General features: G+C 70.7%; 20 protein-coding genes. 12 read left to right on the forward strand and 8 right to left on the reverse strand.

Annotation, left to right across the window (positions count from 1 at the left end; all coding sequences use genetic code 11):
* Positions 1-264: 264 nt before the first annotated feature.
* Entirely contained in the window at positions 265-2,232 is a 1,968-nt protein-coding gene (locus tag HUA78_RS21895) for an ArsA family ATPase (protein WP_174463643.1), read from the forward strand.
* A gap of 200 nt (positions 2,233-2,432) precedes the next feature.
* On the opposite strand, the gene HUA78_RS21900 is transcribed toward HUA78_RS21895, so the two are convergent.
* Positions 2,433-3,128: a tetratricopeptide repeat protein gene (locus HUA78_RS21900; RefSeq protein ID WP_174456607.1), complete on the reverse strand. Its 696-nt coding sequence runs from the start codon at positions 3,126-3,128 to the stop codon at positions 2,433-2,435.
* 101 nt (positions 3,129-3,229) lie between these two features.
* Between HUA78_RS21900 and HUA78_RS21905 the strand changes: the two genes are divergently transcribed.
* From HUA78_RS21905 to cmk, 3 genes are read left to right on the forward strand one after another with little or no spacing between them, the layout of a single operon-like run.
* Positions 3,230-4,198, forward strand: coding sequence for an acetyl-CoA carboxylase carboxyltransferase subunit alpha (locus HUA78_RS21905; protein WP_141648761.1), 969 nt, complete (start codon positions 3,230-3,232; stop codon positions 4,196-4,198).
* Positions 4,199-4,224: 26 nt separating this feature from the next.
* Entirely contained in the window at positions 4,225-5,316 is a 1,092-nt protein-coding gene (gene hisC / locus HUA78_RS21910; protein WP_141648762.1) for a histidinol-phosphate transaminase, read from the forward strand.
* Positions 5,313-6,005: a (d)CMP kinase gene (gene cmk / locus HUA78_RS21915; protein ID WP_141648763.1), complete on the forward strand. Its 693-nt coding sequence runs from the start codon at positions 5,313-5,315 to the stop codon at positions 6,003-6,005. Before hisC ends, cmk begins: the two co-directional genes overlap by 4 nt.
* A gap of 36 nt (positions 6,006-6,041) precedes the next feature.
* On the opposite strand, the gene HUA78_RS21920 is transcribed toward cmk, so the two are convergent.
* On the reverse strand, positions 6,042-8,180 hold the full coding sequence (locus HUA78_RS21920) for a transglycosylase SLT domain-containing protein (RefSeq protein ID WP_141648764.1): 2,139 nt from the start codon (positions 8,178-8,180) through the stop codon (positions 6,042-6,044).
* A 354-nt stretch (positions 8,181-8,534) separates the two neighbouring features.
* Between HUA78_RS21920 and HUA78_RS21925 the strand changes: the two genes are divergently transcribed.
* A complete protein-coding gene (locus tag HUA78_RS21925; protein WP_141648765.1) occupies positions 8,535-8,768 on the forward strand; it encodes a hypothetical protein in 234 nt (77 codons plus the stop codon).
* 77 nt (positions 8,769-8,845) lie between these two features.
* On the opposite strand, the gene HUA78_RS21930 is transcribed toward HUA78_RS21925, so the two are convergent.
* Both HUA78_RS21930 and HUA78_RS21935 read right to left on the reverse strand, forming a co-directional pair.
* On the reverse strand, positions 8,846-10,471 hold the full coding sequence (locus tag HUA78_RS21930) for a CAP domain-containing protein (RefSeq protein ID WP_174477070.1): 1,626 nt from the start codon (positions 10,469-10,471) through the stop codon (positions 8,846-8,848).
* Positions 10,468-10,767, reverse strand: coding sequence for a DciA family protein (locus tag HUA78_RS21935; protein ID WP_174477071.1), 300 nt, complete (start codon positions 10,765-10,767; stop codon positions 10,468-10,470). Before HUA78_RS21935 ends, HUA78_RS21930 begins: the two co-directional genes overlap by 4 nt.
* 182 nt (positions 10,768-10,949) lie before the next feature.
* On the opposite strand from HUA78_RS21935, the gene HUA78_RS21940 reads away from it, so the two are divergent.
* Both HUA78_RS21940 and HUA78_RS21945 read left to right on the forward strand, forming a co-directional pair.
* The gene (locus HUA78_RS21940) at positions 10,950-13,553 is read left to right on the forward strand and encodes a carboxypeptidase regulatory-like domain-containing protein (RefSeq protein WP_174477072.1); all 2,604 of its coding nucleotides are present in this window, start codon (positions 10,950-10,952) and stop codon (positions 13,551-13,553) included.
* 130 nt (positions 13,554-13,683) lie between these two features.
* Complete coding sequence (locus HUA78_RS21945) at positions 13,684-14,559, forward strand: GGDEF domain-containing protein (RefSeq protein WP_141647946.1); 876 nt, start codon at positions 13,684-13,686, stop codon at positions 14,557-14,559.
* A gap of 29 nt (positions 14,560-14,588) precedes the next feature.
* Here the strand turns inward: HUA78_RS21945 and HUA78_RS21950 are convergent, their stop codons facing one another.
* Entirely contained in the window at positions 14,589-16,979 is a 2,391-nt protein-coding gene (locus HUA78_RS21950; protein ID WP_174477073.1) for a 1-acyl-sn-glycerol-3-phosphate acyltransferase, read from the reverse strand.
* A gap of 2 nt (positions 16,980-16,981) precedes the next feature.
* Positions 16,982-17,947, reverse strand: coding sequence for an SDR family oxidoreductase (locus HUA78_RS21955; protein ID WP_141647948.1), 966 nt, complete (start codon positions 17,945-17,947; stop codon positions 16,982-16,984).
* 102 nt (positions 17,948-18,049) lie between these two features.
* Here HUA78_RS21955 and mutL point away from each other — a divergent pair, with 102 nt between their 5' ends.
* The 5 genes from mutL to HUA78_RS21980 all read left to right on the forward strand — a co-directional run bounded on the left by mutL (position 18,050) and on the right by HUA78_RS21980 (position 22,709).
* Positions 18,050-19,912: a DNA mismatch repair endonuclease MutL gene (gene mutL / locus HUA78_RS21960; RefSeq protein WP_174477074.1), complete on the forward strand. Its 1,863-nt coding sequence runs from the start codon at positions 18,050-18,052 to the stop codon at positions 19,910-19,912.
* A gap of 160 nt (positions 19,913-20,072) precedes the next feature.
* Positions 20,073-20,228 carry a hypothetical protein gene (locus HUA78_RS21965; protein ID WP_174456601.1) on the forward strand — a complete coding sequence of 52 codons (156 nt, stop codon included), beginning with the start codon at positions 20,073-20,075 and terminating at the stop codon, positions 20,226-20,228.
* 25 nt (positions 20,229-20,253) lie between these two features.
* The gene (locus HUA78_RS21970) at positions 20,254-20,973 is read left to right on the forward strand and encodes an outer membrane beta-barrel protein (RefSeq protein WP_174456600.1); all 720 of its coding nucleotides are present in this window, start codon (positions 20,254-20,256) and stop codon (positions 20,971-20,973) included.
* A 117-nt stretch (positions 20,974-21,090) separates the two neighbouring features.
* Complete coding sequence (locus HUA78_RS21975; RefSeq protein WP_174456599.1) at positions 21,091-22,107, forward strand: tol-pal system YbgF family protein; 1,017 nt, start codon at positions 21,091-21,093, stop codon at positions 22,105-22,107.
* 86 nt (positions 22,108-22,193) lie between these two features.
* On the forward strand, positions 22,194-22,709 hold the full coding sequence (locus HUA78_RS21980) for a hypothetical protein (protein WP_174456598.1): 516 nt from the start codon (positions 22,194-22,196) through the stop codon (positions 22,707-22,709).
* A 1-nt stretch (position 22,710) separates the two neighbouring features.
* Here HUA78_RS21980 and HUA78_RS21985 read toward each other — a convergent pair whose 3' ends face one another.
* Positions 22,711-24,339: a carboxypeptidase-like regulatory domain-containing protein gene (locus tag HUA78_RS21985; RefSeq protein WP_174477075.1), complete on the reverse strand. Its 1,629-nt coding sequence runs from the start codon at positions 24,337-24,339 to the stop codon at positions 22,711-22,713.
* Positions 24,336-24,926 carry a hypothetical protein gene (locus tag HUA78_RS21990; RefSeq protein ID WP_141647954.1) on the reverse strand — a complete coding sequence of 197 codons (591 nt, stop codon included), beginning with the start codon at positions 24,924-24,926 and terminating at the stop codon, positions 24,336-24,338. The genes HUA78_RS21985 and HUA78_RS21990 overlap by 4 nt, the downstream gene beginning before the upstream one ends.
* Positions 24,927-24,939: the final 13 nt, after the last annotated feature.

Below are 24,939 nucleotides of genomic sequence, written 5' to 3' on the forward strand. Positions count from 1 at the left end.
GATTCCGCGCTGTTGGAGCGGCTCGGAGGGGCGGTCAAGAAGGCCTTGGCAGGAGGTGCCGAGAGGGGCCGACCCTCCGCGAAACCCCGCGTCAATTCTTGACTTTTGACCTCTGGACAAGGGATTCTGTGGTCGACTCCCACCCACAGGGATGGCCCGGCCGTACAGGTCGACGCACCGGGCAAACTCCGACGCCTTCTTCTCGGCAAATCAGGAGTGTGCATCAGAGTGCCGCCGGGGGGGCACAAGGAAGGCCACAACGCAATGAGCGACGCGCGAGTTCTTCACTTCTTCGGCGGCAAGGGCGGGGTCGGTAAGACCACGCTCGCGGCGGCGTACGCGTTGCGGTTGTCGGAGGAGGTCCCGAAGGAGCGGGTGCTGCTCGTTTCGCTGGATCCGGTGCGCTCCCTGTCGGATCTGCTGAAGAAGAAGCTGACCGCGAAGCCCTCGAAGCTGGTGGCGGGCAAGGGTGAGGGTGGCGTCTGGGGCCTGGAGCTGGAGCCGGCCGCGCTGCTCAAGCCGTTCCTGGCGGACTACCTGCCCGCGCTGAAGAAGGCCGCTGGCAAGGGCACCCACTTCTCCGAGGAGGAGCTGGGCTCGCTGTATCAGCAGGCCGTCCCCGGGCTGGAGGAACTGGTCGGGCTCTTCCACGTGGTGTCGCTGCTGGAGGGTGAGGATTTCGACCGGGTGGTCGTGGACTGCTCGCCCACGAGCCACACGCTGCGCCTGTTCGACCTGCCGGTGGGGCTGCGCAAGTTCCTGGGCCTGGTGAAGGCGGGCGGCGACAAGCCGGCGCCGTCCACGGGCAAGGGCAAGAAGGCGGAGGCCGCCGCGGCGGAGCCGACGTACCTGGAAGCGCTGGGGCAGAAGGCGGAGAAGCTGCTGGGGCTCTTGAAGGACCCCGCGCGCACCGCCTTCCACCTGGTGGCGCTGGCCGAGCCGGTTCCCGAGGCGCAGACGCGCATGCTCTTCACCCAGCTGCGCGAGCGCGGGCTGCCGGTGACGGAGATCGTCGTCAACCAGGTGGAGGACCGCGAGGGGTGTCCCGCGTGTCAGGGCCGCCGGGGTCTGCAGGCGCCGCACGTGCGCAAGTTCCAGGCGCTGGACAAGGCCGTGCCGGTCCACCTGCTGGGTCGTCGTGAAGTGGCGCCGCGCGGGCTGGATGGCGTGGGCCTGTTCGCGAAGGCCTGGGCGGGTGGCAAGGAGACGAAGGCGCTGGAGTTCGCCGCCGCGGAGGGCCCTCCGGCCCTGGTGCGCGCGCCGTCCATGCCGCCCATCGCCGCGCCGCCGCTGCCGCCCACGCGGCTCATCTTCTTCGTGGGGCAGGGCGGAGTGGGCAAGAGCTCCTGCGCCGCCGCCGCCGCCGTGACGCTGACGGAGAAGGAGGGGCCGGTGCTCCTCATCTCCACGGATCCGGCGCACTCGCTGTCGGACGTGCTCCAGAGCCGGCTGACGGACACCGAGACGCAGGTGAAGGGCACCAAGGGTCTGTACGCGCGCGAGCTGGACATGGCGGGTTGGTTCAACGCCCTGCGCAAGCGGCTCAAGGAGAAGGCGGAGAAGGCCTTCGAGGGCGCGCCCAAGGCGGGCAACGACGTCCCCGCGGATCTGCTCTACCTGCGCAACCTGCTGGAGTCCGCGCCCCCGGGCATCGACGAGCTGGCGGCGATGAGCGTGCTCACCGACGCGCTGGTGCAGGAGCGCTTCAAGCGCATCGTCGTGGACTCGTCGCCGGTGGTGAACTCCGTGCGCGTGGTGGAGCTGGCGGAGACGGCGAAGACGTGGCTGGGCGCGCTGCACGCCGTGCTCAACAAGCACCGGGCCAAGGGCCTGGGCGAGCTGGCGGACGACATCGCGGGGATGATCAAACACGCGAAGCGCTTCGAGGAGGCGCTGGCGTCTCCCACGGAGGCGCGCTTCGTCGTCGTCACCCGCGGCGAGGAGCTGGCCGCGTCCCGCACCGAGCGCGTGGTGGAGTACCTGAAGGAGAGGAAGCTCCCGGTGGAGCGCATCCTCGTCAACCGCGTGGGCCCCAAGTCCACCTGCGAGAAGTGCGAGAACCGCCGCAAGCTGGAGCTGAACGCGGCGAAGGCCATCGAGAAGAAGCTGGGCCTGCCCGTCACCATGGCACCGGCGCTCGGTCGGCACCCGGCCGGGCTGCGCGAGCTGAAGGCGTTCCGGACGGCGTGGTACGCGCTGTCTCCTCCGGCCGCGAAGATCAAGGCCGCCTGAAGCAGCGAGGTGGGGGCCCCGCCATTGTGCTGGTGGCCTCCCACCTGAAACGCCCGCCGAGGCCCGTTCCCGTCCGCCCCCGCTGAGCACCTTGGCGTCCTCTCACGTGAGGACCAAGCGCTCTTCTCGTGGGGCTTCTGTATGCGTGCGAGCCCCGTCATCCCAAGTGGTGGCTGGTCAGCACTCGGACGCGGGACGTCTCAGGCGTCGCACTCCGAGGGCGCGTCGGTGAACGTTCCGAGTTCGGGGAAGGTGAGTGCTCCTGCCTCCGTCAGCGTGCCCGTGCGGGGTGCCTGTCCCTTGAGGCGCAGCTCCACCTGACGGCCGGTCACCGAATACGTCCCGGACACCTCGCTTCGCTGGGGCTTGCCCTCCGCGTCCACGGAGCGGGTCCAAAGGACGGCCCTGCCCCGGGTGAGGAAGCGCAATCCCCGGGTGCTGCCCAGGACGCCGACGCCCGGGCCGTACCAGGCCACGGTGCGCAGCAGGAAGGGCACGTCCGCCTCGCGCTCCGGGACTCGGCCCAGCAGCCGCTGCCAGCCCAGCGTGTCGCGAATGCCGTCCAGGTCGGCGTCCTGGCGGGCGCGGGCCAGGCGCCGGGCGTCCAGCCTCACCGCCTGGGAGAGGTGCTCGACGATGACGTCCCGATGGGCGCCGTACTCGCACACGCGGCCCTGCTTGCGCAGCACGCCCAGCGTGGCGGCGGCGTTGTAGCGGGGCAGGGCGTACGCCGGGTCTTCCTTGGCGGCGGCCTGGAACTTCTCCAGGGCCTCCGGGTAGCGGCCGGCCCGGTACAGGCGGAAGCCCTCGGTGTTGAGGCCCTTCGCGGAGGGGGGCGCCGGGGTGGCAGGGGGGGCGGTCAGCGCCAGGACGAGCAGCGGCAGGGCCAGAAACATGTCGCTCCGAATGGGACGCAGGTGTCCGGCAGCGTGACACGGTGCGGTGCGTAACCGCTTGCGCGTTGAAAGGTGCCTTACCCTGGTGCTAGTTCCGCGCCATGGCAACCGGCATCAGTTACGCGCTCGACTTCGAGCGCCCGCTCATCGAGCTGGAGAAGAAGATCGATGAGCTCAAGGCGTTGTCCACGGGTGGTTCCGCGGACTTCACCTCGGAGATTTCCAAGCTCGAGAAGAAGGCGAAGAAGCTCCAGACGGAGATCTTCAGTGACTTGACGCGGTGGCAGGTGGTGCAGATGTCCCGCCACCCCGCGCGCCCCTACTTCCTGGACTACATCCGCCTGCTGTTCACCGACTTCGTGGAGCTGTGCGGAGACCGGCACTTCGGCGAGGACCCGTCGATTGTCGGAGGCTTCGCCCGTTTCGACGGCAAGCCGGTGATGGTGATGGGGCATCAGAAGGGCCGCAACACCAAGGAGAACATGGCGCGCAACTTCGGCATGCCGCGCCCGGAGGGCTACCGCAAGGCGCGCCGGCTGATGGAGCTGGCGGAGCGCTTCGAGAAGCCCATCCTCACCTTCGTGGACACGCCGGGCGCATACCCGGGCATCGGCGCGGAGGAGCGCGGCCAGGCGGAGGCCATCGCCGTCAACCTGGAGGTGATGAGCGGGCTGCGCGTGCCCATCATCTCCACGGTGGTGGGTGAGGGCGGCTCGGGTGGCGCGCTCGCCATTGGCGTGGGCAACCGCGTGCTGATGTTCCAGAACAGCGTCTATTCAGTCATCTCGCCGGAGGGCTGCGCCTCCATCCTCTTCCGCGACGCCAGCAAGGCGGACAAGGCGGCGGATGCGATGAAGCTCACCGCGGGCGACCTGCTCCAGATGAAGATCATCGACGAGGTGGTGCCCGAGCCCGCAGGTGGCGCGCATCGAGACCCCGCGAAGGCGGCCGAGGCGCTGGGCAAGGTGCTGCGCAAGCACCTGGGCCAGCTCGCCGAGCTGTCACCCGACGGTCTGGTCAAGGACCGCTACGCGAAGTTCCGCGCGCTCGGCGTGTTCACCGGTCGCTGAGGCACATCTCCAGGGCCTCTACCTCCATGCGACCTCTCGTTCCTCCCCATGTCGAAACGCTCAAACCGTACGTGCCGGGCAAGCCCATCGAGGAGACCGAGCGCGAGTTCGGCCTGACCGGTGTCATCAAGCTCGCCTCCAACGAGAACCCGCTGGGGCCCTCCCCGCGCGCGCTCGAGGCCATGCGGCTGGCGTCAACCCAGGTGCATCTGTATCCGGATGCCACGTCGTTCCACCTGGTGCGCCGGCTGGCCGCGTCCCTGGGCGTGCAGCCGCAGGAAGTGGTGCTGGGCAGCGGCTCCAACGAGCTCATCGAGCTGCTCATCCGCACCTTCACCACGCCGGAGGACGAAATCCTCCTGTGCAGGAACTCCTTCTCCGCGTACCGCATCTCCGCGCAGGCCCACGGGCGGCCCTTCGTGGAGGTGCCCATGCGCGAGGGCTACCAGTACGACCTGGAGGCCATGGCGCGCGCGGTGACGCCGCGCACGCGGCTCATCTTCCTGGCCAATCCGGACAACCCGACGGGCACGGCGTTTGGCCGGAACGAGCTGGAGACCTTCCTCGCGGCCGTCCCGCCCGAGGTGCTGATTGCCTACGACGAGGCCTACTTCGAGTTCGTCGACTGGCCCGACTACGTCAGCGGCGTGGAGTTGTTCCGGCGTCACCCGAACGTCGTGGCGCTGCGCACCTTCAGCAAGATTCACGGGCTGGCGGGCATCCGCCTGGGCTACGGCGTCATGGACGCGAAGCTCGCCATGTATCTGCAGCGCACGCGCATGCCCTTCAACCTGACGGTGGTGGCGCAGGCGGCGGGGCTGGCGGCGCTGGAGGACACCGAGCATGTGCGGCGCACGCGGGAGAACAACCGCGCGGGCCTGCGCTACTTCGAGGCGGAGCTGCCCCCGCTGGGAATCACCCTCACGAAGAGCCACGCGAATTTCGTGTTCGCGGACTTCCGCCGCTCCTCCACCGAGCTGTACGAGCTGCTCCTGCGCAAGGGCGTCATCGTCCGGCCCTTCGCGGGCGGGGGTTTTCCCACCTGTCTTCGCATCTCCGTGGGGACGGCCTCGGAGAACGAGCGGTGCGTGCGCGCACTGAAAGAGGTGCTCTCGTGAGCCCACGCTGCTTCATCGTCGCCATCGACGGGCCGGCCGGTGCTGGCAAGTCCACGGTGTCCAAGCTGCTGGCGCGCCGGCTCGGCTTCTCCCTCGTCGACACGGGCGCCATCTACCGTTGCGTGGCGCTGATGGCGACGGACGAGCGCATCCCCTACGACGACGACGCGCGCCTGGGGGAGCTGCTGGGCCGCGTGCACATCCACTTCCAGGTGGTGGGCGAGGAGAACCGCGTCTTCCTCGGCGGCAAGGACGTGTCGGGCGACATCCGCTCGCCCGAAATCTCCATGGCCGCGTCGCAGGTGTCCGGGCGCCCTGTCGTCCGCGCGGGCCTGCTCCAGCTCCAGCGTCGCCTGGCCCTGGAGTCGAGCAAGGGCTCCATCCTGGAAGGCCGCGACATCGGAACGGTGGTGTTCCCGGACGCGGACGCGAAGTTCTTCCTGGAGGCCAACCCGGAGGTGCGCGCCCGCCGCCGCTTCGAGGAGCTGTTCCAGAAGGGCGTGGAGAGCAGCCTCGACGACGTGCTCGCCGACCAGACGAAGCGCGACAAGGATGACTCCGCGCGCGCGGTGGCTCCGCTGAAGGCCGCGGAGGACGCCATCCGCGTGGACTCCAGCAGCCTGCCGCTGTCGGAGGTGGTGCACTCCATGGAGGCGGAGATCCTCCGCCGCATGGCGGCGCGCGGGTAGGGCGCGTGGGCGCTCCACCCGCTGGGCCGGCTCGGCTCAGAAGGTGACGCCCTCCTTGGAGGGCGCGGGCACCACCAGCGACAGCCGGGGCTGCACGCCCTGGGCGTCGTAGAAGGCGTGGTAGAGGAACAGGTCCGCCACCACCTGCTTGACGTAGCCGCGCGTCTCCCGGAAGGGGATGGACTCCACGAAGAGGTCCAGCGGCAGGTCGCCGCGCTCCTGGGCCCACTTCGCCGCGGCGCTCGGTCCCGCGTTGTATGCGGCCGCCGCGAGCACCGGATGTGAGAAGCGCTCCATGAGCCGTGACAGGTACCAGGCCCCGTAGCGGATGTTGCGCTCGGGCGAGAAGAGGTCGGCGGGCGCCGGGTCTGGCTCCGCGAGCTTCCGGGCGATCTCCGTCGCCGTCTTGGGGATGATCTGCATCAGCCCGCGCGCGTCCGCCGCGCTCATGACCTCCGGCTTGAAGGCGCTCTCCCGCCGCATGATGGCCCACACCAGGAACGGGTCCACCTTGTGCGCCGTCGCCGCCTGCTCCACCGCGTTCGAGAAGGCCCGAGGATAGAAGGCCGCGAGCGCATCCGGCTCGCGGGAGCCGAAGGCCCGGCCCCACAGGTGTCGCGCCGCCACCGTGTGCGCATGGCCGAACTCACCCAGGCCGATCAACGCGTGCGCGAAGGGCAGGGCCTGGTCCGCGGAGCGCAGGCGCGCCACATGCGACTCCACCTCTTCGGCCGCGTCCCGGAACAGGCCTGTGCGCGTCAGCTCCACCGCCAGCCCCAGCTCGGGAGGACGCGGCAGCTCCAGCGACAGGGGAGGGCGCGGGAAGCTCGCCGGCGCCACCCGTCCCAGCTCCTTGAGCCGCTCCGAGGCCAGCAGCGCGTAGAACGACGCGGGCGCCACGGTGATGAGACGCTCGTACTCCGGGCCGACCTCCGCGGCGGCCCCGCCGCCCAACTCGCGGCTGCGCGCCATCCAGTAGCGCGCCTGCGGGGCCAGGCTGCTCCTCGGGAAGGTCGCCACCAGCGACTCCAGCGACGCGCGCGCCTTCGCGTAGTCCGCCAGTCGCAGGTACGCGAGAGACCGGAACCACAGGCCCTCGTCCCGACGCCGCGAGCGCGCGTAGCGCTCCCCATGCGCGGTGAAGGCCTTCGCGGCCTCGGCGAAGCGCCCCGCCTGCAGGTCGAGCCAGCCCGCGAAGAAGGCGCCTTCCTCGCCCGCGGACTGCGAGGCGTACTTCTGGTCCAGCGCCGCCATCAGCGCCCGGGCCTTCTCGTTGTCGTCCGCGCGCAGGGCCCGCCGCGCCACGAGCAGCTCCGCGTCGGCCGCGACACTCGCGGGCCCCTTCTCCGCGACGGCGAGCGCCTGCCGCGCGTCCTCGTCGCGGCCCAGCGCGAACAGGGCCCTGGCCCGCAGCAGCGACACCTTCGCCGTCTGCTCCTTCGAGAGCTTGTCGCCCTTCAGCGCCTCCAGCTCCTCCAGCGCGCGCTGGGACGCGCCACCGCTGAGGAAGCCCTCGGTGCGCTGCGCGCGCTCCGCGAAGCCCAGGCGCACCCCGGGACGGCGGACCTCGGTGAGCCACTTCACCGCGTCATCGGCGTACGGGTGCGTGGGAAAGCGCAGCGCCACCGTCATCAAATCCGCCTGCTGCCCCGCGCGATTGCCCGACGCGCCTCGCGCCTGGGCCCGCTGGAAGAGCAGCTCCGGGGACGGCGTCGCCTTCACCGCCGCCTCCAGCACGCCCACCGCCTGCTTCGCCTTGCCCGCCTTCAGGAGCGATTCGCCCAGCCGTGACCGGGCCCGCGTCACCAGGTCCAGGGGCGCTCCCGGGGCCTCCAGCACCCGCGCGAAGTCCAGCGCGGCCCCCGCGGCATCCCCCGCGTAGAAGCGCGCCTGGCCCAGATAGAAGGCCCGGTAGGGCTCCAGCAGGGCAGGGGCGGGGCCGGCCGCGAGCATGTCGCGCGCCTCGGCCGCTCGCCCGTCGGACAGGGCCAGTGTGCCCGCCAGCAAGGCGAGCCGCCCCGCGTCTGGACACTGCTTCGCCACGCAGGCAGCCCACTCGCTCTGGGCCCGAGAGGTCGCGTCGGTCTGATGAAGCCGCACGGCCTCCAGGGTTGTCGGGGATTGTCCCAGGGAAACCCCCAGTGCCCACCCCGCGACCGTCCCCATCCAGCTCATGTGTTCTCCCTTTCAGCACGCGGCTTTGCGGCCTGCCAACGAGACGCGTCCCTCAATCATTCCCCCTCTCACACGAGGGGGGTGGTTTGACAGCCGGCCCGACAAGTCCTAAATCCGCGCGCCATCGGGCCGGTTCGAAATGTCCTCAACCCGTCGTCATTCGCTGAAAGCGTTCAGGCGATTACGTGCTCTTGGGTCATTGAAGTCGGCCCGTTGCGTCACCCGGGGTGCATCACTACTTTGCGCGGCCGTTGCACGCTACCCCGGTCCGTCGTTGTCCAGGCGGGACCTGTCGTCCGGTAACACTGCTCGTTCACAGCGCTCGGGGGGGAAACAGCACAGAGGGAGGGCTCCATGAAGCCGTGTCCAGCCGATCTGCCGCAAACCATCAATCCCGAGGCCGGGCCGAAGCGTGCCGGTGTCGAGACGCATCGCAACCTGAATTGCCACCAGTATGACAACTGCCTGGACGAAGCGGTCCGGCGAGGGTGGCAGTCCTTCACATGCATGAAGTGCCCGATGTATCAGCACGCCGCGCCGCCGCAGATGGGCCTCGAGGCTTACGCCACCCAGCGCCGTCCCGTCTGATTCAGAGTCGCTTCACCGTGTGAGGGGAGGCCCCGTTATGGAGAGGGGCGCCCCACACGGGCCGCGCCCGCCGCGCCTCACTGGACCGCGGCGTAGATGACGGCGACCCAGTATTGCTTCGCGCCAAAGCGCTTCGAATCGCCCCGCACCACGCCCACGCCCACCCGGTTGTTGGTGGCTTCGGTGACGCTGCGGGACTCGGGGAGCGCGGCCGGGTCAGAGACCACGAAGAAGTCCACCGATGCGGTCCCCGCGTCGGGGAGCACCCGGAACACCCGTTCGTGCAAGGGCGCCTCGCCAGGCTGGGCCGCGGGCTGGTCCAACTCCAGCGCATGTCGGGCATGTGCCACCGCCAGTGACTCCAGCGCCTGACTCCGGGCCAGGGGCGGCAGCTTCTTCGCGGCGCGCCACCGCGCCAGGGCGTCATACGCGTCCTGCTGGGGATTCTGCGGGTCCGCCGAGGCGGGCGACGCGGCGGTGAAGACCTCCGTGACGGTGGCCTCGCTGCGACCGCCTGCCACTGTTCGCAGGACGACGCCCACCCCCATGAAGCGGAACCCGGGATCCAACAGGTTCCGGCGGTGACCCGGGCTGTGCTCGATGCCGAAGTGCGCCGCGAGCGGCCCGGCGGCCTGCCCCAGGTTCTCTCCGGCCCGTCCGTAGCGCGAGCCCGGGGGGAGTCGACGGGTGAGGGTGCTCCCATCCGGCGCGATGTGCGCGAAGAAGCCCTCTGTCGTCATGCGCGTGCTGTACCCCTGGGCCACGCGCTCCAGCACCGGGTCCGGCATCAGCTCCACCAGCCCATGGGCCCGGCGCAGGGCGTTGATGCGCTCATGCAGCGCGCTCCGCGCGCCTTCCTCCGTGGTGGGCTCCACGTTGTTCTCGCGCTCGCCGCGCAGACGGACTTCCCCAATCTGCGTGAGGAACAGGGACGTGACTTCCGGGCCCGCGTCGCCCTGCGCGACCACCTCCACCGTGTAGGTGCCGGGCTTGAGGAAATCCAGGCGCGTGCAGAAGTCGGAGCCCTCCGTTCCTCGCCGCGTGAGGGGGACGATGACCACTTCGCCGTCGGGTCGCGTGACGTAGATCTCCGGCGCATGGAGCGGCGGATTGAGCCTTCCGCAGAGTGTCTGCACCGCGCGCTCGCCGGGCATGACGCGGGGGAACGGCTTCAGCTCCGCCTTGCGGTCCGACACCAACGTCACCAGGGCGGCGCGCTTGTCCACCAGGGCCACGCCCACGCCGAAGTGGGTGGCTCGATCCGAGTTGAGGTCGGTCCGGGCGCGCAGCGACTCGAGCGCATGCGCATGGGCCCACGCGCGGATGACGAGCGCCCGGGGTGCGGGATCCGCCGCGCCCGCGTCGCTGACGGCCTCCGTGAGCGTGAAGAGGTCGGGCGCACCCGTGAAGACGCCGCTGAGCGCATCGTGGGCCAGTCGCCTCGCGGCCACGCTCAGCGCGCTGTCCTCCGTGGGCGCGCGACGTCCCACGCGCTCGAACTCCCGCACCACATGCTGGGCGGCCTGCCGCTCCATCGACTCCGCCGGCGTCAGCGGGGCCTTGCGCTCGGGCGGTGGGGTGCGCGGCGCCAGGGGCACTGACGGCGCCGTCGCGGCCCTGGAGGGCGTGCCGGGCCTCGGTGCTCCCGTCGTGGGCCCGGGCGCGGCGGCCAGGAGCGCCGTCAGCGCGAGCACGGCGATCATCGGGTGTCCCACCGGAAGGTGAGCGCCTTCACTGTGCCGGGGCCCAGTCGTTCATTGAGCTGCGCGCACAGCGAGGGCGCTTCGGCCTCCAGGGTGCGGGCCCACTCGGCGCTCGTGACGATGATGACGAGGGTGCCGCCCTCCAGCGCACGGGGGGAGCTATGGCGGGCAATGTGTGCTCCCACCACCGCGCCCCACACGGGCGCGAGGGCATGGCCCCGGCCTGACTCACCCGCGAGGCGCGCCAGGACACGGGGTAGGAGACTTTCCAGGGACTTGGGCTCGCCACGGGCCATCGCGCACGATGATGATTCGTGAGAACCTGAAAGCCAACCACCTGTTGCGTGACGTGGGCGAAGAGCGGGCGGCCGGGTCCGACGGTGTCCAGCGAGGGGGCTTCAGGGCCCTCCGCGCCGTCGCGCGACGGGCGTCGTGCCTGTATGGTCTTGGGCGTTCCGCCCCCCGGGAGCCGCACCGAATGAGTCCCTCGCCTCGTCCCCTGCTGCTGACAGCCCTCGTGTGCGCCCTGGGGACGCTGGCCGGCTGTGGGATGAACGCCGACGAAATCCCCGGCATCCCCGGCGACAACAAGCCGCTGCCGGGCCCCTGCGCGGTGGACCAGGACTGCCCGAACCCGTCCCTCTTCATCTGCAACACGGCGCTGTCCCGCTGTGAGCCCGCCTGTCGGACCCGCGAGGACTGTGAGGAGGGCAAGCGCCAGCAATATGCGCTGCCCATGTGTGACAACCCGCTGGGCTGTCAGTGCGACATGAACCGGTGCGTGGTGGGCCTGTGCGCCGCGGACGCGGATTGCGGCGTGGACGAGGTCTGCCGGGACGGGGCCTGCGGGGCGCCTCCGGCCCCGGCGCTCGCGGCCTCGTGCCAGGTGACGCCGGAGGTCGTCGTGGGCAGCCCCGAGCTGTCCGTCGTCTTCGGGGTGTGGGTGAAGGATGCGTCCGGGCGGCCCGTGGTGCCGCGTGATGGCGCGACGTGGTTGTCCCTCTCTCCGATGGCGACAGGTGGGGGCACGGGCGTCCGGGCTGCTTTCACGTTGCGGGTGCCCGGCGCGGAGCAGGACGTGGTGGAGGCGCGCGTCGGCTCGGCCGTCTGCCGCGCCCGCGTCATGGTGCTCAGCCCCGACGTGCCGGACGGAGGGGTGCGCGTGCTCGTGTTTGACGAGCTGACGGGACGCCCGTTGCCGCTGGCCTCCGTCGCCGTGTCGGAGGTGGGCGGGAAGATGTTGTCGGTGGCGCTGACGGGGCTCGATGGCGTCGCGTGGGTGCCCGCCTCGGGCACCGTGGGCCTGTCCGCCTTCCACCCGGACTTCGGCTACCTCACGCTGGCCCGCCATGACGTGGACGACCACCGCGATGTCCGGATGGCGCTGCGGCGCAACCCGCAGGATTTCTCCGGAGGCGTGCGGGTCGACTTCGTCGAGCCGCGTGCGGCCGGCGTCCCGGCTCCCATGCTGCGGTTGGGAATGACGGGCCTGTCGGTGCCGGGGCTCTTCTCCGAGCTGGCGTCGGGGACGTTGCTGGGCTTCGAGCGCGAGGTGGAAGTGAGCGCGGGCGGCACGCGGCGACTGCCCCTGCCGTCGGGCACGGCGCTCTGGTTGGAAGGGGGCACGCCGCCTCCGGCCTCCGCGCCCGGGGTGGCGGGTATCTGCGATGGCGCGCTGGCGGGCGTGTTGAATCCCGAGGAGGCCATCCTGTCCGGTACCTGTGGCACCCGCGCGGCCTGGGGGCTGACGGGGAGCGTGCCGGTGGCGGAGCTGCCGCTCAATGCACTGGAACCCGGAGCCGACCCGCTGCTGATGCTGGGGCGCCTGCTCCCCCTGTCTCCGCGCTTCTATTCGTCCGTGGCGCGCGATGCCGCCTTCCGCCTGGTCCCCACGCCGGGCCTCTCCACGGGAGAACCAAGGCCAGACACCGTGGCGTATTCCGAGAGCGTGTCCCTGGACTTCGAGGGCGTGCGTCTGGCGTTTCCCTTCGCCGTGCGCGTCCCGGAGCTTCCGCGCTACCGGGGGACCTATCTGGACCGGGCCTATGTGGTGAGCACCGTGGTGGCTCCGGGACGAGGGCTGGTGCCCTTGGGGCTCGGAGCCGCGGCCAACGTCGCGCCCGCGGACCCGAACACGGACGCGGATGTGCGGGTGGGCCGGTCCGGCGTGGTGGCCCTGCGCATGGCCCCCGCGCACCATGGCCTGGAGGGGCAGCCCTACCGACTCCTGGTGGGAGCCACCTCCCGAGCGGCCCTCGACGATGCCTCCGCGGGCACGGCGACCGGCTTCGTGGTGGCGGACCTGCCGGGATTGACCTTCGACCCCCTGGGCGAGCACCCCGTCGAGCCCACCGTCGACTTCCTCCCGATTCCCGAGGACGCCCGCTACAACTTCGACGGCGCCGAGGCCCACGGACTCCAGGGACGAGAGCTGCGCGCCGATGTCGACGAGCCCGCCACCCTGGTCCGCGTCGTCTTCACGGACCGCCTCGGGCGACGCTGGACGGTCCTGGCCTCACCCGACGAGCTCGAGGAGGGCATCCGTGTTCCTCGACCTCCCGCGGGGCTCGAGGACCGGACGTACTTCGGCGACCACCTGGGCTCGCGGGCGCTCCTTCGAGTGGAGGTGCTCCAGGTTACCGGGCGTGATGCTCGCGACACCCTGGGGCCCTCGCGGCTGGTGGCGGCGGGCGGTCCAGGCCTGGACCACGTGGGGGACCTGACTCGCGCGGCGTCGTCGCTGGACGTGGGGCGCCCGGAAGTCACCTGGCTCTATCCGGAGCTGGAGGGACAGCGGCTGAGCCGGGGAAGCGCCGTACGCGTCCGAGTCACCGGTTTTCGCCCGGGCGCGAGCGCCGGGGCCGACGGCCGCGTGCGTGTCATGGTACGGGGGGGCGGGAAGGGCTGCGAGGAGATCCTCGTGAGCGACTCCGCCGCCTCACCCGCGACGGGGGAAGTGCAGCTCCAGCTCCCGGTCAACTGCTCCGGGACAGGGGTGTCGCTCATCGCCTCGCTGGAGGACACGGAGGGCGCGCTGCTGCGTCCACCTGTCTTCACCTCGAGGGGCGTGGATATCCCCTAGGGGGGATGAAGGAAGACGTCGTTGGTTGGATGTCGATGGACGGAGGTTCCCTACCTGGCGTCTCGCCTTGTGATTCGCTTTCTGGATTTGCAGGGTGGTAGCGTCTCGTGGGTCGTTCGCTGGAGGAGCGGTGCAGAAGGAGACGGTCGTCACGGTCATCTCGAAGATCTCCGACCGGCCGGTCAACCTCGACGCGGCGCTGGTGGTGATCTACGGATTGGACCTGGGTCGGAAGTTCGATTTGACGCGCGAGGAGACGCTGATCGGGCGCTCGTCGAAGTGCGACATCCAGATCGACCAGGAGTCGGTGAGCCGCAACCACGCGGCCATCGCGAATACCCGCGAGGGCGTGAAGATTCGCGACGCGGGCTCCACCAACGGCACGTTCATCAACGACGAGGTGGTGGAGGGTGATCGCGAGCTGCGCAACGGCGACCTGGTGAAGATTGGCCGCACCATCTTCAAGTACATCGCGGGCGGCAACATCGAGGCCGCCTACCACGATGAGATCTACCGGCTGACCACGATGGACGGCCTGACGCAGATCTACAACCGCCGCTACTTCGACGAGCAGCTGGACCGGGAGATCTCCCGCAGCCGCCGTTATGAGCGCGTGCTGTCGCTGGTGCTGGTGGACATCGACCACTTCAAGAAGGTGAACGACAAGTTCGGGCACCTGGCGGGAGACTCGGTGCTCAAGCAGCTGGCGTCCACGGTGCGCACGCGCATCCGGCGAGAGGATGTCTTCGCGCGCTATGGCGGCGAGGAGTTCGCCATCCTGTTGCCGGAAGTGGCGCTGGTCGGCGCGCGACAGCTCTCCGAGAAGGTCCGGCGGTTGGTGGAGAAGCAGCGCTTCGAGTTTGATCGCCAGCCCATCCCCGTCACCATCTCCCTGGGCGTGGCCGTGTTGGATCCCCGCCACCGCGAGCCTGGAGACCTGGTGCGCGCGGCGGACGAGAAGCTCTTCGAGGCGAAGACGGGTGGGCGCAACCGCGTCATCGCCTGAAGCGGCGTGCGCCCCTCGGGGCGTCTGTTTCAGCCGGCGAAGATGGAGCGCCGCTCCCGCAGCAGCGTGTGGATCATCGACTGGATGGCCTCGCGCGTGCGCTCGGTGAGTCGCCCCACTTCGCCCAGATCCTCCGCGGCTTCAGGGGGCAGGCCGTCCATGGCGATGGGTTCGCCGAAGCGGATGCTCCACTTGGCGGGCAGCGGGCCCAGCGGCGTGAGGGGCACGTAGGGCAACCCGAAGAAGCTCGCGGGAATGCGTCCCAGCAGGGGGGAGGTCTCCTCCGCGCCGACGATGGCCACCGGGACGATGGGCGCTCCCGTGCGAAGGGCGAGCTTCACGAAGCCACCTCGCCCGAAACGCTTGAGCCGGTAGCGCTCCGCGAAGGGCTTGCTGAGACCCTGGTAGCCCTCCGGGAAGACGACCAGTGGGCGCTGCTCGTCGAGCAGCCGCAGCGCGTTCTCCGGGCATGCCCGCACGGCGCCCAGGCGATTGAAGAGGGTGCCCAGCACGGGCGCGTGGAAGATCTGATCCTCCACCAGCCAGCGTGATTCGCGCAGGTCGGGGCGCTCGCGAGCCAGGGTGAGCGACATCACCAGGCCGTCATAAGGCAGGGCGCCCGAGTGGTTCGCCACCAGGATGGCCGCGCCCTTGGGGATGTGGTCCGTGCCCTGCGCGGCGACGCGCCAGTACTGGCCATAGAGGAACTCCAGCACGGGCTCCAGCCGCTGCACCAGTGACGGGTCCTTGCCGTACTCGTCCAGGTGGGCGCCTCCGCCCGTGCCCAGGCCCGCGCGGACGGCGTCCAGCATGCCGTTCATCGCGCCCCAGGCACGTCCCAGTCCCTCGCTGGCCAGCGCCTGTCCGGCGATTTCACGCGCCAGCGACAGCATGCCGGTGGCGCGCTGCGCGAGGGGACGAGGGGCGTCGGATTCCCGCGAGCCATCCGGAGCCTGCGCCGCGCGCGCCGCATCCTCCGCGGCGGAGGCGGGCACCAGGGACAAGGGGCCTCGACGGCCTGGGGGGAACTCGTCGCGCGTCGCGTCTGGCATTTCCACCTCCGGCTCCAGCGAGGAGCGGGTTGTCGAGAGGGGCGGGGAGGACAGCTCCCACACGTCATCGGCGTCGTCCGGGGTTTCGTCGAGGTCGGAGAGCTCCAGCACCGCGCCCGCCAGGTCCTCGTGCGGCTCGAGACGGGAACCCTGGTCCGCGTCGGGTTCGTTCGCGGTGTTGTTCGCGGCGCGCTCCTCGAGCGTGTCCCTGGAGTGCGTGAAGGGGGCGCGGCGATCCATCACCTCCGCGACGGCGAGCTCGGCGGCGCTCTCGGCCACCTGCGCGGCGACGGTGGCGGCGAGCTCGCGCTCGCGTTCCGGGCGGCGGGTCGAGGGGCTGTGGTCCAGGACCTCCTCGACCGCGGCTTCGGCCAGCTCGGTCGCCATCTCCGTGGCGAGGAGCCTGTCCACGGGCTCCTTGGAGCCGTCCCGCCGGTTCATTGCCACGTCCACGGCGTGCTTCGCGGTGACTTCGGCCACCTCGGCGGCCAGGGCTTCCGCGAGCGCGTGGTCCACCTCCCGCTGATGGGGTGTTCTCGCCGCGTTGGCGTCATCCAGGGCTGGAGCGCGCGCGGGCGGCGGCTCGCGCGGCGTCACCGGAGCCGCGGGTTCACGCAGGGGCTCGACCTCAGCCGAAGGCACTGCGGACGTGTCGGCGGGTCGCGTCGCGGCGACGTCCTGGCCGAGGGTGTCGCGGTTCTCTTCCGACACCGAAGCCGCGGACTCGTCGCCTTGCCGCGCCCGTGCACCGCGCGATGCCGATGCTGGGGCCTGGTGGCCAGCGCCCGATGCGCGCTGCGAAGCGCCCGCCTCGGAGGGCTGACGGGCTGCCGCACTCGCGCCATCCTTCGGGCCCTTGGCGCCATTCGTGCGAGAGGGTGCTTTCGCGTTGGCGTTGGATGCGTGCTTCACCTTCGCGTCGGGCGGCGTGGCGTTCGCCTTGAGCTTCGCCTCGTCGCCGACCTTCGAGCCGGCCGTGCCTCGCGACGCCGTGCCCTGTGGCTGTTTCGTTCCCACTCCGGTTCGCGAAGCGGATGCACCGCCTCCGGAATGTGCCCTGGCCTCGCCCGCGCTCCGGGCCGCCGCCGTGGTGGAGCCCTTCGCCCCGCCCGTGGACTTCGCGGGTGCGGGCTTCGCGCTGGAGGGCTTCTTCGCTCGGCCCTTGTCCAGGGTGCCATCATTCCTGGCGTGGGCCGCGCTCGGGCCCGACGACGCGCGGGTGTTCGCGGCCTTCTTCTTGTCGTCGGAGGTCCCGCGCTCGGAGGGCGAGCGCTCCTGCTTCGCATGGGGGCCGGGCTTCGCGGGCGCGCCATCGCGGGTGGCGGCTCCGCGCTGGAAGGGATCGTTCCCGAGGACACCCTTGGCCATCTCTAGCTCCTCTTGAGCGCCGCGGCGGCGTCCCTGACGTGGTGGAAGGGGATGAATCCGAGGGCGGTCTCGGCGCGCGCGCCGTCCGCCACCCACGAGTAATGGATGTAGTCGAGAAGGGCTACGGGCAACGTGTCCGCTCCCACCACATCCAGCGCGTGGAGTGCGCCACGGAACAAAGGCCCTGGGAGGGGGAGCGGGCGAGCACCCGCCTGCCGGATGAGGCCGGACAGTGGCAGCACACCCCGTCCGACGATGTTGAACTCGCCGGATACGTCCGCCCGCAGCGACAGATGAAGCGCCCGCCCCGCGTCCTCCTCGTGCAGTCCCTGCCACAGCGGGTCGAACCCGAGCAGCGTGGGGACCACGGACGTGCGTGTCAGCAGCCGCGTCACGGGATTCTCGATGGTCGGCCCCAGCACCGGCGCGAAGCGCAGCACGAGCACGCGCATCTCCGGATGCCGCTCGCGGAAGGCACGGACCTGCCCCTCCACCTCCACCTTGTCGGTGACGAAGCGGCTGTGAGGACAGCCCTGCAGCGGCGACTCCTCTCGCAGCAACGCGGGGTTGTTCCCCCGCGCCCCATAGACGGCCGTCATCGAGGGCACCACCAGCCTCGGCAGGCGCGCCCGGCCCGCCGCGGTCAGCACGTTCATCGTGCCGATGACCTCCAGCTCGTGCGCCAGGGAGCCGTTGCGGATGGGTCCGAAGAGGAACGCCAGGTGGTAGAGCGCGTCCACGGGGCGCTCGGCCAGCGCGTCGGTGAGCTCGCTTTCGGCGTCATGCCGGGTGAGGTCCACCTGGTGGAACTCCACCTTGGCCCCCTCCGGACGGGCGACGTCCAGAACGAGGATGCTCTCCACGTCGGGATCCCGCTCGAGCCGGGGCAGCAATAGCTTCCCGTACTCGCCGCTGGCTCCGGTCACCGCGACGCGCAACCGCCCCTTGCCTGGTCGTGACACGTCCATACGCGGGCTCTCCTGTTAGCCCAGCCGGTCCTGAATGTCAGCCTGCACCCATCTCGTCTCGCTGGACAACGTTCGTTCCGTGGCGGAGGGTGGATGATTGCCATGGCTCGCATCGCACGTCTCAGTGACGTCCTCATCAACAAGATCGCCGCCGGCGAGGTGGTGGAGCGCCCCGCGTCCGTCGTGAAGGAGCTGGTGGAGAACTCCCTCGACGCGGGCTCGAGCACCATCCGCGTCGACCTGGCCGGCGGGGGCGTGGACCGCATCATCATCTCGGACGACGGGCACGGCATGGGGCGGCACGACGCCACGCTGTGTCTGGAGCGTCACGCCACCAGCAAGCTGCGCGAGCTGGACGACCTGTTCCACATCGACTCCATGGGGTTCCGGGGCGAGGCCGTGCCCGCCATCGCCTCCGTCTCCCGCTTCTCCCTCCACACCGCCGAGGTGGGCGCGGACGTGGGCACCCGGGTGACGCTGGAGGGTGGGGTGGACCCGCTCATCGAGGATGCCCCTCCGCGCACGGGCACCGTCATCACCGTGGAGGACCTCTTCTTCAACGTGCCCGCGCGCCGCAAGTTCCTGCGCCGGGGCGACACCGAGCTCAAGCACGCCGAAGAGGCCGTCGTCCGCCTGGCGCTCGCGAACCCGGAGGTGGGCTTCTTCGCCACCCACGAGGGCAACGAGCTCTTCTCCAGCGCGGCCTGCCCGGAGGACCCCCGCGAGCGCATCGCCGCCGCGCTGGGCCCCGCGGCCCACCCGCACCTGTTCCCCGTGGAGGAGCGGCGCCTGGGTGTCAGCGTCACCGGCTACGCGGCCTCGCCCGAGTTCACCTTCCCCAACGCGCGCGGGCTCTACACGTTCGTCAACCGCCGCTACGTCCGCGACAGGGGCCTCATCGGCACCATCCAGCGCGCCTACCAGGACTTCCTCGCCGCGGGCCGGCAGCCCGTCGTCGTCCTGCACATCGACGTGGACCCCATCGCGGTGGACGTCAACGTGCACCCCCAGAAGCTGGAGGTCCGCTTCTCCGATGCCCGAGGCGTCCAGGAGGCCATCAGCGCCGCGCTCAACCGGATGCTGCGCGCGGCCCCATGGCTGGGCGCGGGCGCCGACCCCAATGGCCCCGGCGGGAATCAGCCGCGCGATGCCGCGCACTATGCGCTCGCCGTGGAGCGCTTCCTCACTCGCGCTCAGGAGGCCTCCTGGGGCGCGCCGCTGCCCACCACGCTGGACGCAGCATCGGGGGGCGCTCCGTCGCACGCCCTGTCCGGAGCGCCCGGGCCCATGGTCGGGATTCCCTCGTCGCTGCCCTTCGGCGCGGTGGGGCGCCCGCCCGCGTTCGGCGAGGCCCAACCCCAGCTCAATGAGGCCCCTCCGCCGGGCTACTTCGTCGCGCTGCGACCCATGGGCCTGCTCGGAGGTCGCTTCCACCTCTGCGAAGGACCCGGCGGCACGCTGGTGGTGTTGGACCCTCATGCGGCGCTGGAGCGGACCCGGCTGACGACCTACCTGCGCGCGCTGGACGATGCGAAGGGCCCTCCCGCGCCCTCGCTGTTCGGCACCACGCTGGAGTTTCCCGTGCAGGTCGCCAAGGCGCTCGTCGAGGGGCGCGAGGCCCTGTCGCGCCTGGGCGTCGACGTGGAGCCCTTCGGCGGCACGATGGTGGCGCTGAAGACGGTGCCTCCGGGGTTGGAGGGGGCGGATGCTCGCTCGTTGCTGGAGGCGCTCGCGCGCGCGTTGCCGCCCAAGGGCGCCGCGCTGGACTCCGTCACGCTGGCCGAGGCCGTGCGGGTGATGGCGTGTCATGCCGCGCGCAAGGCGGGCTCCGTGCCGCTCACGGACGCGCAGCTTCGCGCGCTCCTGGGCGAACTGGACCGGGCCGACTTCCATCCCCCCTGCATCCACGGCACGGTGGTGGTGCTGGAGATGCCCCTGCTGGAGCTGGAGCGCCGCGCCCGCTGAAGCCAGAATCCCAGTCCCTCCGCGCCCTTGCACGGCCGGAAAATTGACCCGTGGGAGGCCGCTGCTACGGTGGGCCACACGCCTGTAGCACGGGGCGGACCGGGCACGGACGGCCGGGAAGAGCATCCCTCACGGCAACAACCACGATGGGAGCGGCCACATGCGCGGTGTCATCACCCTGCGGGACGTGGTGTCGAACCTGGGCGTGGTGCTCCGTGAGTTCGGAGCCCTGTGTGTCGTCCGCTGTCTGGTCGCCTCGCTGCGCCGCCAACGGACGACGTTCCTCGAAATCGCCGTGCGCCCCAAGCGCTCCTGACCTTCGCCCCCGAGTCCCTGCTTCGATGCTCCGTCGACTTCCGCTTCTGCTCGCCCTGTTGTTCGCCGCTCCCGCTTTCGCCCAGGACGAGGAGGACGATGGGCCCACCTCGATGGACGGCGTGGGACGCATCACCGTGCAGGGTGGCTGGCGTTCCACCTCCAACGAGACGTTCTACAAGGGCTGGTACGGCCGGACGGGCAACGGCGACCTGGCGCGCGCGCGGAAGACCGGAGGGGGGCCGTTCGGTGTGGCCTCCTTCGCCTATTCGCTGTCGGACCTCGTGGAGCTGGGCATCGACCTGTTCGGGACCGGCTCCCGGCTCTACGTCACGGAACCGGGCGTGGAAGGCCTGCCTCCCACCGAGCGGGGCATCGACACCCTGGCCTACGGCGCGATGCTGGGCCTGCGCTTCCAGAAGCTGCTCCCCGAGGTCGGCCCCTATGGGCTGGTCCCCTTCCTGGGCTTCTTGACCGGTCCCACGCTCATCAGCTCGGAGCGCGACGGAGAGGCCGTGCGGGAGAGAACGACGCAGGCCTGGGCGGGTTCGCTGGGAGCGACATGGCGCTTGTCCTCTCGCTGGGGCATCACCGGTGAGTACCGCTTCATGTTCCTGCGCGGACCCGTGGGCCCCGAGGACGCGAAGATTGGCTCGTTCAGTCTGGGAGGGAGCTGGCTGTCGCTGGGCGTGACGTACACTTTTCCGCCCGAGCCATCACGAGGTCTCCCAGGCTCTGGTTTGTAGCTCGCAGAGCGAGCAGGCGTGGACATTGGAAGGTTGTTTGCTCCCGGAAATGTGACAAAGCCTCCGTGTTGTTCCGGTGCGGAAATTGTCGCCGTATGACCGGGAGAACTCCTTACGATGCGTGAATCGGCCGAGATCGTTACCGGGCCCAGGAAGATGTCCATGCCAGAGCAGGCGAAGACCGAGATTGATAAGGAATTGGCGGACCTCCGCCGCGAAGTCGTCGAGGCCCGTAACCTCGTCATCAAAAGTGACAACCTGCTGAAGAACCTCCACGCGGAGGTGAAGGCGGTCGGCAAGCGTCACGAGGACTTCCAGAAGCGGCAGTGGATTTCGTCCGCGGCGGCCTACGTGCTGTTCGCGGTCATCGCGGTGGGCGCGGCGGTGATGATCACCAGCGCGCGCAGCTCCAGCGCCACCAACGAGCGGGAGCGCCTGGAGAAGATGGTGGCGGACCTGACGGGCCAGCTGGAGAAGCAGCGCTCGGACACCTCCGCGCACCAGACGGCCCAGCGCGGCGCCGCCGAGGTCTACAAGATGATGACCTCGCTGCCCGGCGACGAGCGGCTCAAGGGCATCGACGCGCTGATGAAGCTGGACACCCAGCGCCTCAGCTCGCTGGAGCGCCAGGCCCTCAATGACCGCGCCACGTCGCTGCGCCGCGAGACGGGTGATGCCGCCTTCGAGCGCGGCAAGATCGCCTTCCGCAAGAACGAGATGGACCAGGTCGTCTCGGAGATGGAGCGCTTCCTGGCCATGAACCCGCCGCAGGAGCAGTCGCTGGACGCGTCCTTCTTCCTGGGCACCGCGTACAACCAGCTGCGCAAGCACGACAAGGCCGTGCCCCTGCTGGCCCGCTTCGTGGAGGGAGACCGCAACTCCAAGACGCGCGACTACGCCATGCTGCTGCTGGCCCAGTCGTACCAGGAGGTCGGGCAGATGGAGAAGGCGCTGGAGACGGCGCGTGACGCGGCCGGTGCCTACCTCAACAGCCAGTACCAGATGCAGTTCCGCAGCCGCATCGCCATGGTGAAGCGCGCCATGAACGGCAACACGGAGGCTGCGGGTCCCGCGCCCGCCGCCGCCCCCGCCGCGGCCCCCACCCAGCAGGTGGCGAGCCCCGCGGGCCAGTAGTCCCTGGACGCACCCCGCCCGCCTGTCGGGTGGGGTGACACGGAAGCGTTGCCACGCGGGGTCCACAGTCATAAGACCTGGACCCCGTGTCCGCTCCCGACCCTCGGAAAGATCCTCGCTTCCGCCGCTACCGTGGTGCCGCGTATGGGGTCTACATCGCGCTCACCACGCTCTTCTCGCTGTGGATCATCTGGAACGTGAGCCGCTCGGTGGCGGCCATGACGCCAGAGGAGTTGCCACCCGCGGCCACGACGCTCAGCTTCCAGGAGTGTCTGGCGGGTGCCCGGGCCCTGTGGGACGAGCTGGAGGCGGGGCGCGAGAAGCTGGTGCGCGTGTCGCCCGCGCGAGACACGGACCAGGAATGGATGCGCTTCCGGACCTCGTGGCTGGCGCGGATGCGCGAGCGGGAGTCCCAGTGCGATTTGAAGGCCCGCGAGCGCGCGCCGCTGCGCACCGTGTACCGCCGCCTGGAGGTGGTGCTGGACCTCTACACCACGCACGCGGTGCAGTACGCGGACGAGGTGGGCGGCACGGTGGACTCGTTCCACGCCGCCTTCCAGGCCGCCAGCGCCAGTCCGGCCGCCACGTCCCCCCGGCCGTGAGTCAGCGCACCGGCAGCAGCGCGGTGTAGCGGCCCAGCGTGTCCGTCACGGACTGGGCCAGCAGCACGGAGGAGGGGCGCCCCTCCACGTTCACTACCCGATAGAAGCGGATGGACGTGAAGGGCAGGCCCGGAGGCACGCCCGGCTCTCGCGTCGACGACAGCACCCGGCCGCGCAAGGTGCGGCCCCGCTGGAGGGCGAAGGCCGTCACGGCCTGCTCGGAGCCGTCATTGGCGGGCAGCACCGAGACGAAGCGGCTGACGCGGGGCAGGTTCTCACCCGGCACGACGTCCAGCCGGTAGAGGGCGGGGTCCAACCGCAGCACGTATTCGCCGTTGGCGTCCGTGAGGGTCTCCGAGGCGAGGTTGGGCGGAAGCAGCCGGCCGGGGACGACGTCCACGGGCTCCACCACCAGCCGCACGCCCGCGGCGGGGGAGACGTTGTCGGGCTGCAGGAGCCGGCCGCGCGCCACGCGGCGGTTGACGCACACCACGTCCGGCAACACCGTGTCCTCGCGAGGCACCACGGCCGCGGAGGTGGTGAGCCCCGAGGTGGAGCCGGCGGGAGGCACCACCACCAGCTCCAGCGGGGACTCGGTGGCGCTGGGCAGGGAGCGCAGCTCGAAGCGGCCTTCCTCGTCCGTCGTCGCCACGGCGCTCTGGAAGCTCCCGCCTCCTCCCACGCGCCCCTGGATCGACACCGTGGCGGCGACGACAGGCCGGCCGTCCAGGGCCACCACGCGTCCCGACACCCGCACCGGGGCGCCGAAGTCACCCAGTTCCAGCGGGCCGGGCAAGGGGACGCTCGGGTCCACCGTGAAGGTCTGCTGGGGCAGGAGCGCGCCCGCGTCCCGTGCCGTCACGCGCAGCAGCACCGTGGAGGCACTCGCGGCCACAGGCGGCAGCGCCAGCGCGAAGGCGCCCGTGCCGCGATTGACGGGAACGCGCTGGGAGATTGACTTCAGCTCGGCGTCCAGGGCCTCCACCGAGAGGTCCGCGTCCAGCGGCGCGCCCCCGTGTCCGGTCAACTGCCCTTGCACGGGCACCACGGCGTCGGCGGCGGGCAGCAGCCACTCCAGCGCGAGCGCCTCGCCTGGGAACACGGTGCCCAGGTTCGTCATGGGCGGCACCAGGAGGTCCTCGGCGAGCACCGTCACCGCGTACTGTCCGCTGGCCACCGGCAGGGTCCACTGCCCGTTGTCCGGCACCAGCGTCGCCTCGTGGTAGCGGGCCACCCCGGGGATGAGGGCGCTCGTGCCGACGGCGCGCACCACGAGCGGCTCGGAGTAGGGACGGGAGGTGGTGGTCGACGACGCGGGTGGCACCGTCGAGCGCAGCGTCGTCCCGCGCAGCGAGGCCTTGTCGAACAGCTCCAGGTTCTGCTCGGCCCGCAGGCGACCCACCGGGAAGTCCTGCGCGTACAGGCCGAGAGCGGGGTTGGGCGTCACCTCCACGACGATGTCCTGGCCCGGGTCGCCGCAGCCGTCCACGAAGCACACCTCGTTGGAGGCGCAGTCCGCGTCCGAGCGGCAGACGAGCAGGGAATCCTCCGGCTCCTCTTCAAGCAGGGCACAGCCGGTGCCCCAGAGCAGCGTCAGCGCGAGGAGGAGCCGCGCGGGGCCCCCCTTCATCGGCAGTCCCCCTGCACCGTGTTCACCACCCAGGAGTAGCTGATGACGAACCCCGGGTCGATGATGGAGCCTCCGTCGGGCAGGTTCACCACCTGCGATTCGGGCTCGCGGTCCGTGAGCTCCGCGTCGCTCACCAGCGCCTCCACCAGGTGCTGGCCCGGCGTGCTCAGCTCCGCGTTCGCCGAGGCCAGGTTGATGCGCAGCGTGCCCCGGTCCGGACGGCGGGCCTCGCCGTTGTTCGTCAGGGCGATTTCCCGGTACGGCCCGCGCGGGTCCTGCGGGCTGTAGTCGATGAACCAGTGCACCTTGATGCGGTCATCCACGTCCGGGTCCTCGACGGCGACCTCGAACGTCAGCTCGCACCGGCTCCCGCCGAAGTCCTGGATGATGTGCTCCTGCGGCAACACCAGCGACTCGATGATGCGCGGCGAGCGGTTCATGAAGCGCGGAGGCTCGTCGAGCAGGGTGTCGTCCTGGGGCAACAGGCAGCCGACGAGCAGGCCCAGACTCGCGGCCAGCACGCACGTCGCCCAGCCCTGGCCGGAGCGCCTGTCCCAGACTTCTCGCCGCGTCGTCGAGTCCATCACCAGTGCGACTGGG

It is taken from the genome of Myxococcus sp. CA033 (assembly GCF_013336625.1).
Lineage (GTDB): Bacteria > Myxococcota > Myxococcia > Myxococcales > Myxococcaceae > Myxococcus > Myxococcus llanfairpwllgwyngyllgogerychwyrndrobwllllantysiliogogogochensis.

Bases quoted from the DNA above. Each gene is read 5' to 3' on its own strand.
- HUA78_RS21895 (WP_174463643.1), top strand. From the start codon at position 265: ATGAGCGACGCGCGAGTTCTTCACTTCTTCGGCGGCAAGGGCGGGGTC.
- HUA78_RS21900 (WP_174456607.1), bottom strand. From the start codon at position 3,128: ATGTTTCTGGCCCTGCCGCTGCTCGTCCTGGCGCTGACCGCCCCCCCT.
- HUA78_RS21905 (WP_141648761.1), top strand. From the start codon at position 3,230: ATGGCAACCGGCATCAGTTACGCGCTCGACTTCGAGCGCCCGCTCATC.
- hisC (WP_141648762.1), top strand. From the start codon at position 4,225: ATGCGACCTCTCGTTCCTCCCCATGTCGAAACGCTCAAACCGTACGTG.
- HUA78_RS21920 (WP_141648764.1), bottom strand. From the start codon at position 8,180: ATGAGCTGGATGGGGACGGTCGCGGGGTGGGCACTGGGGGTTTCCCTG.
- HUA78_RS21925 (WP_141648765.1), top strand. From the start codon at position 8,535: ATGAAGCCGTGTCCAGCCGATCTGCCGCAAACCATCAATCCCGAGGCC.
- HUA78_RS21930 (WP_174477070.1), bottom strand. From the start codon at position 10,471: ATGATCGCCGTGCTCGCGCTGACGGCGCTCCTGGCCGCCGCGCCCGGG.
- HUA78_RS21935 (WP_174477071.1), bottom strand. From the start codon at position 10,767: ATGGCCCGTGGCGAGCCCAAGTCCCTGGAAAGTCTCCTACCCCGTGTC.
- HUA78_RS21940 (WP_174477072.1), top strand. From the start codon at position 10,950: ATGAGTCCCTCGCCTCGTCCCCTGCTGCTGACAGCCCTCGTGTGCGCC.
- HUA78_RS21950 (WP_174477073.1), bottom strand. From the start codon at position 16,979: ATGGCCAAGGGTGTCCTCGGGAACGATCCCTTCCAGCGCGGAGCCGCC.
- HUA78_RS21955 (WP_141647948.1), bottom strand. From the start codon at position 17,947: ATGGACGTGTCACGACCAGGCAAGGGGCGGTTGCGCGTCGCGGTGACC.
- mutL (WP_174477074.1), top strand. From the start codon at position 18,050: ATGGCTCGCATCGCACGTCTCAGTGACGTCCTCATCAACAAGATCGCC.
- HUA78_RS21965 (WP_174456601.1), top strand. From the start codon at position 20,073: ATGCGCGGTGTCATCACCCTGCGGGACGTGGTGTCGAACCTGGGCGTG.
- HUA78_RS21970 (WP_174456600.1), top strand. From the start codon at position 20,254: ATGCTCCGTCGACTTCCGCTTCTGCTCGCCCTGTTGTTCGCCGCTCCC.
- HUA78_RS21975 (WP_174456599.1), top strand. From the start codon at position 21,091: ATGCGTGAATCGGCCGAGATCGTTACCGGGCCCAGGAAGATGTCCATG.
- HUA78_RS21985 (WP_174477075.1), bottom strand. From the start codon at position 24,339: ATGAAGGGGGGCCCCGCGCGGCTCCTCCTCGCGCTGACGCTGCTCTGG.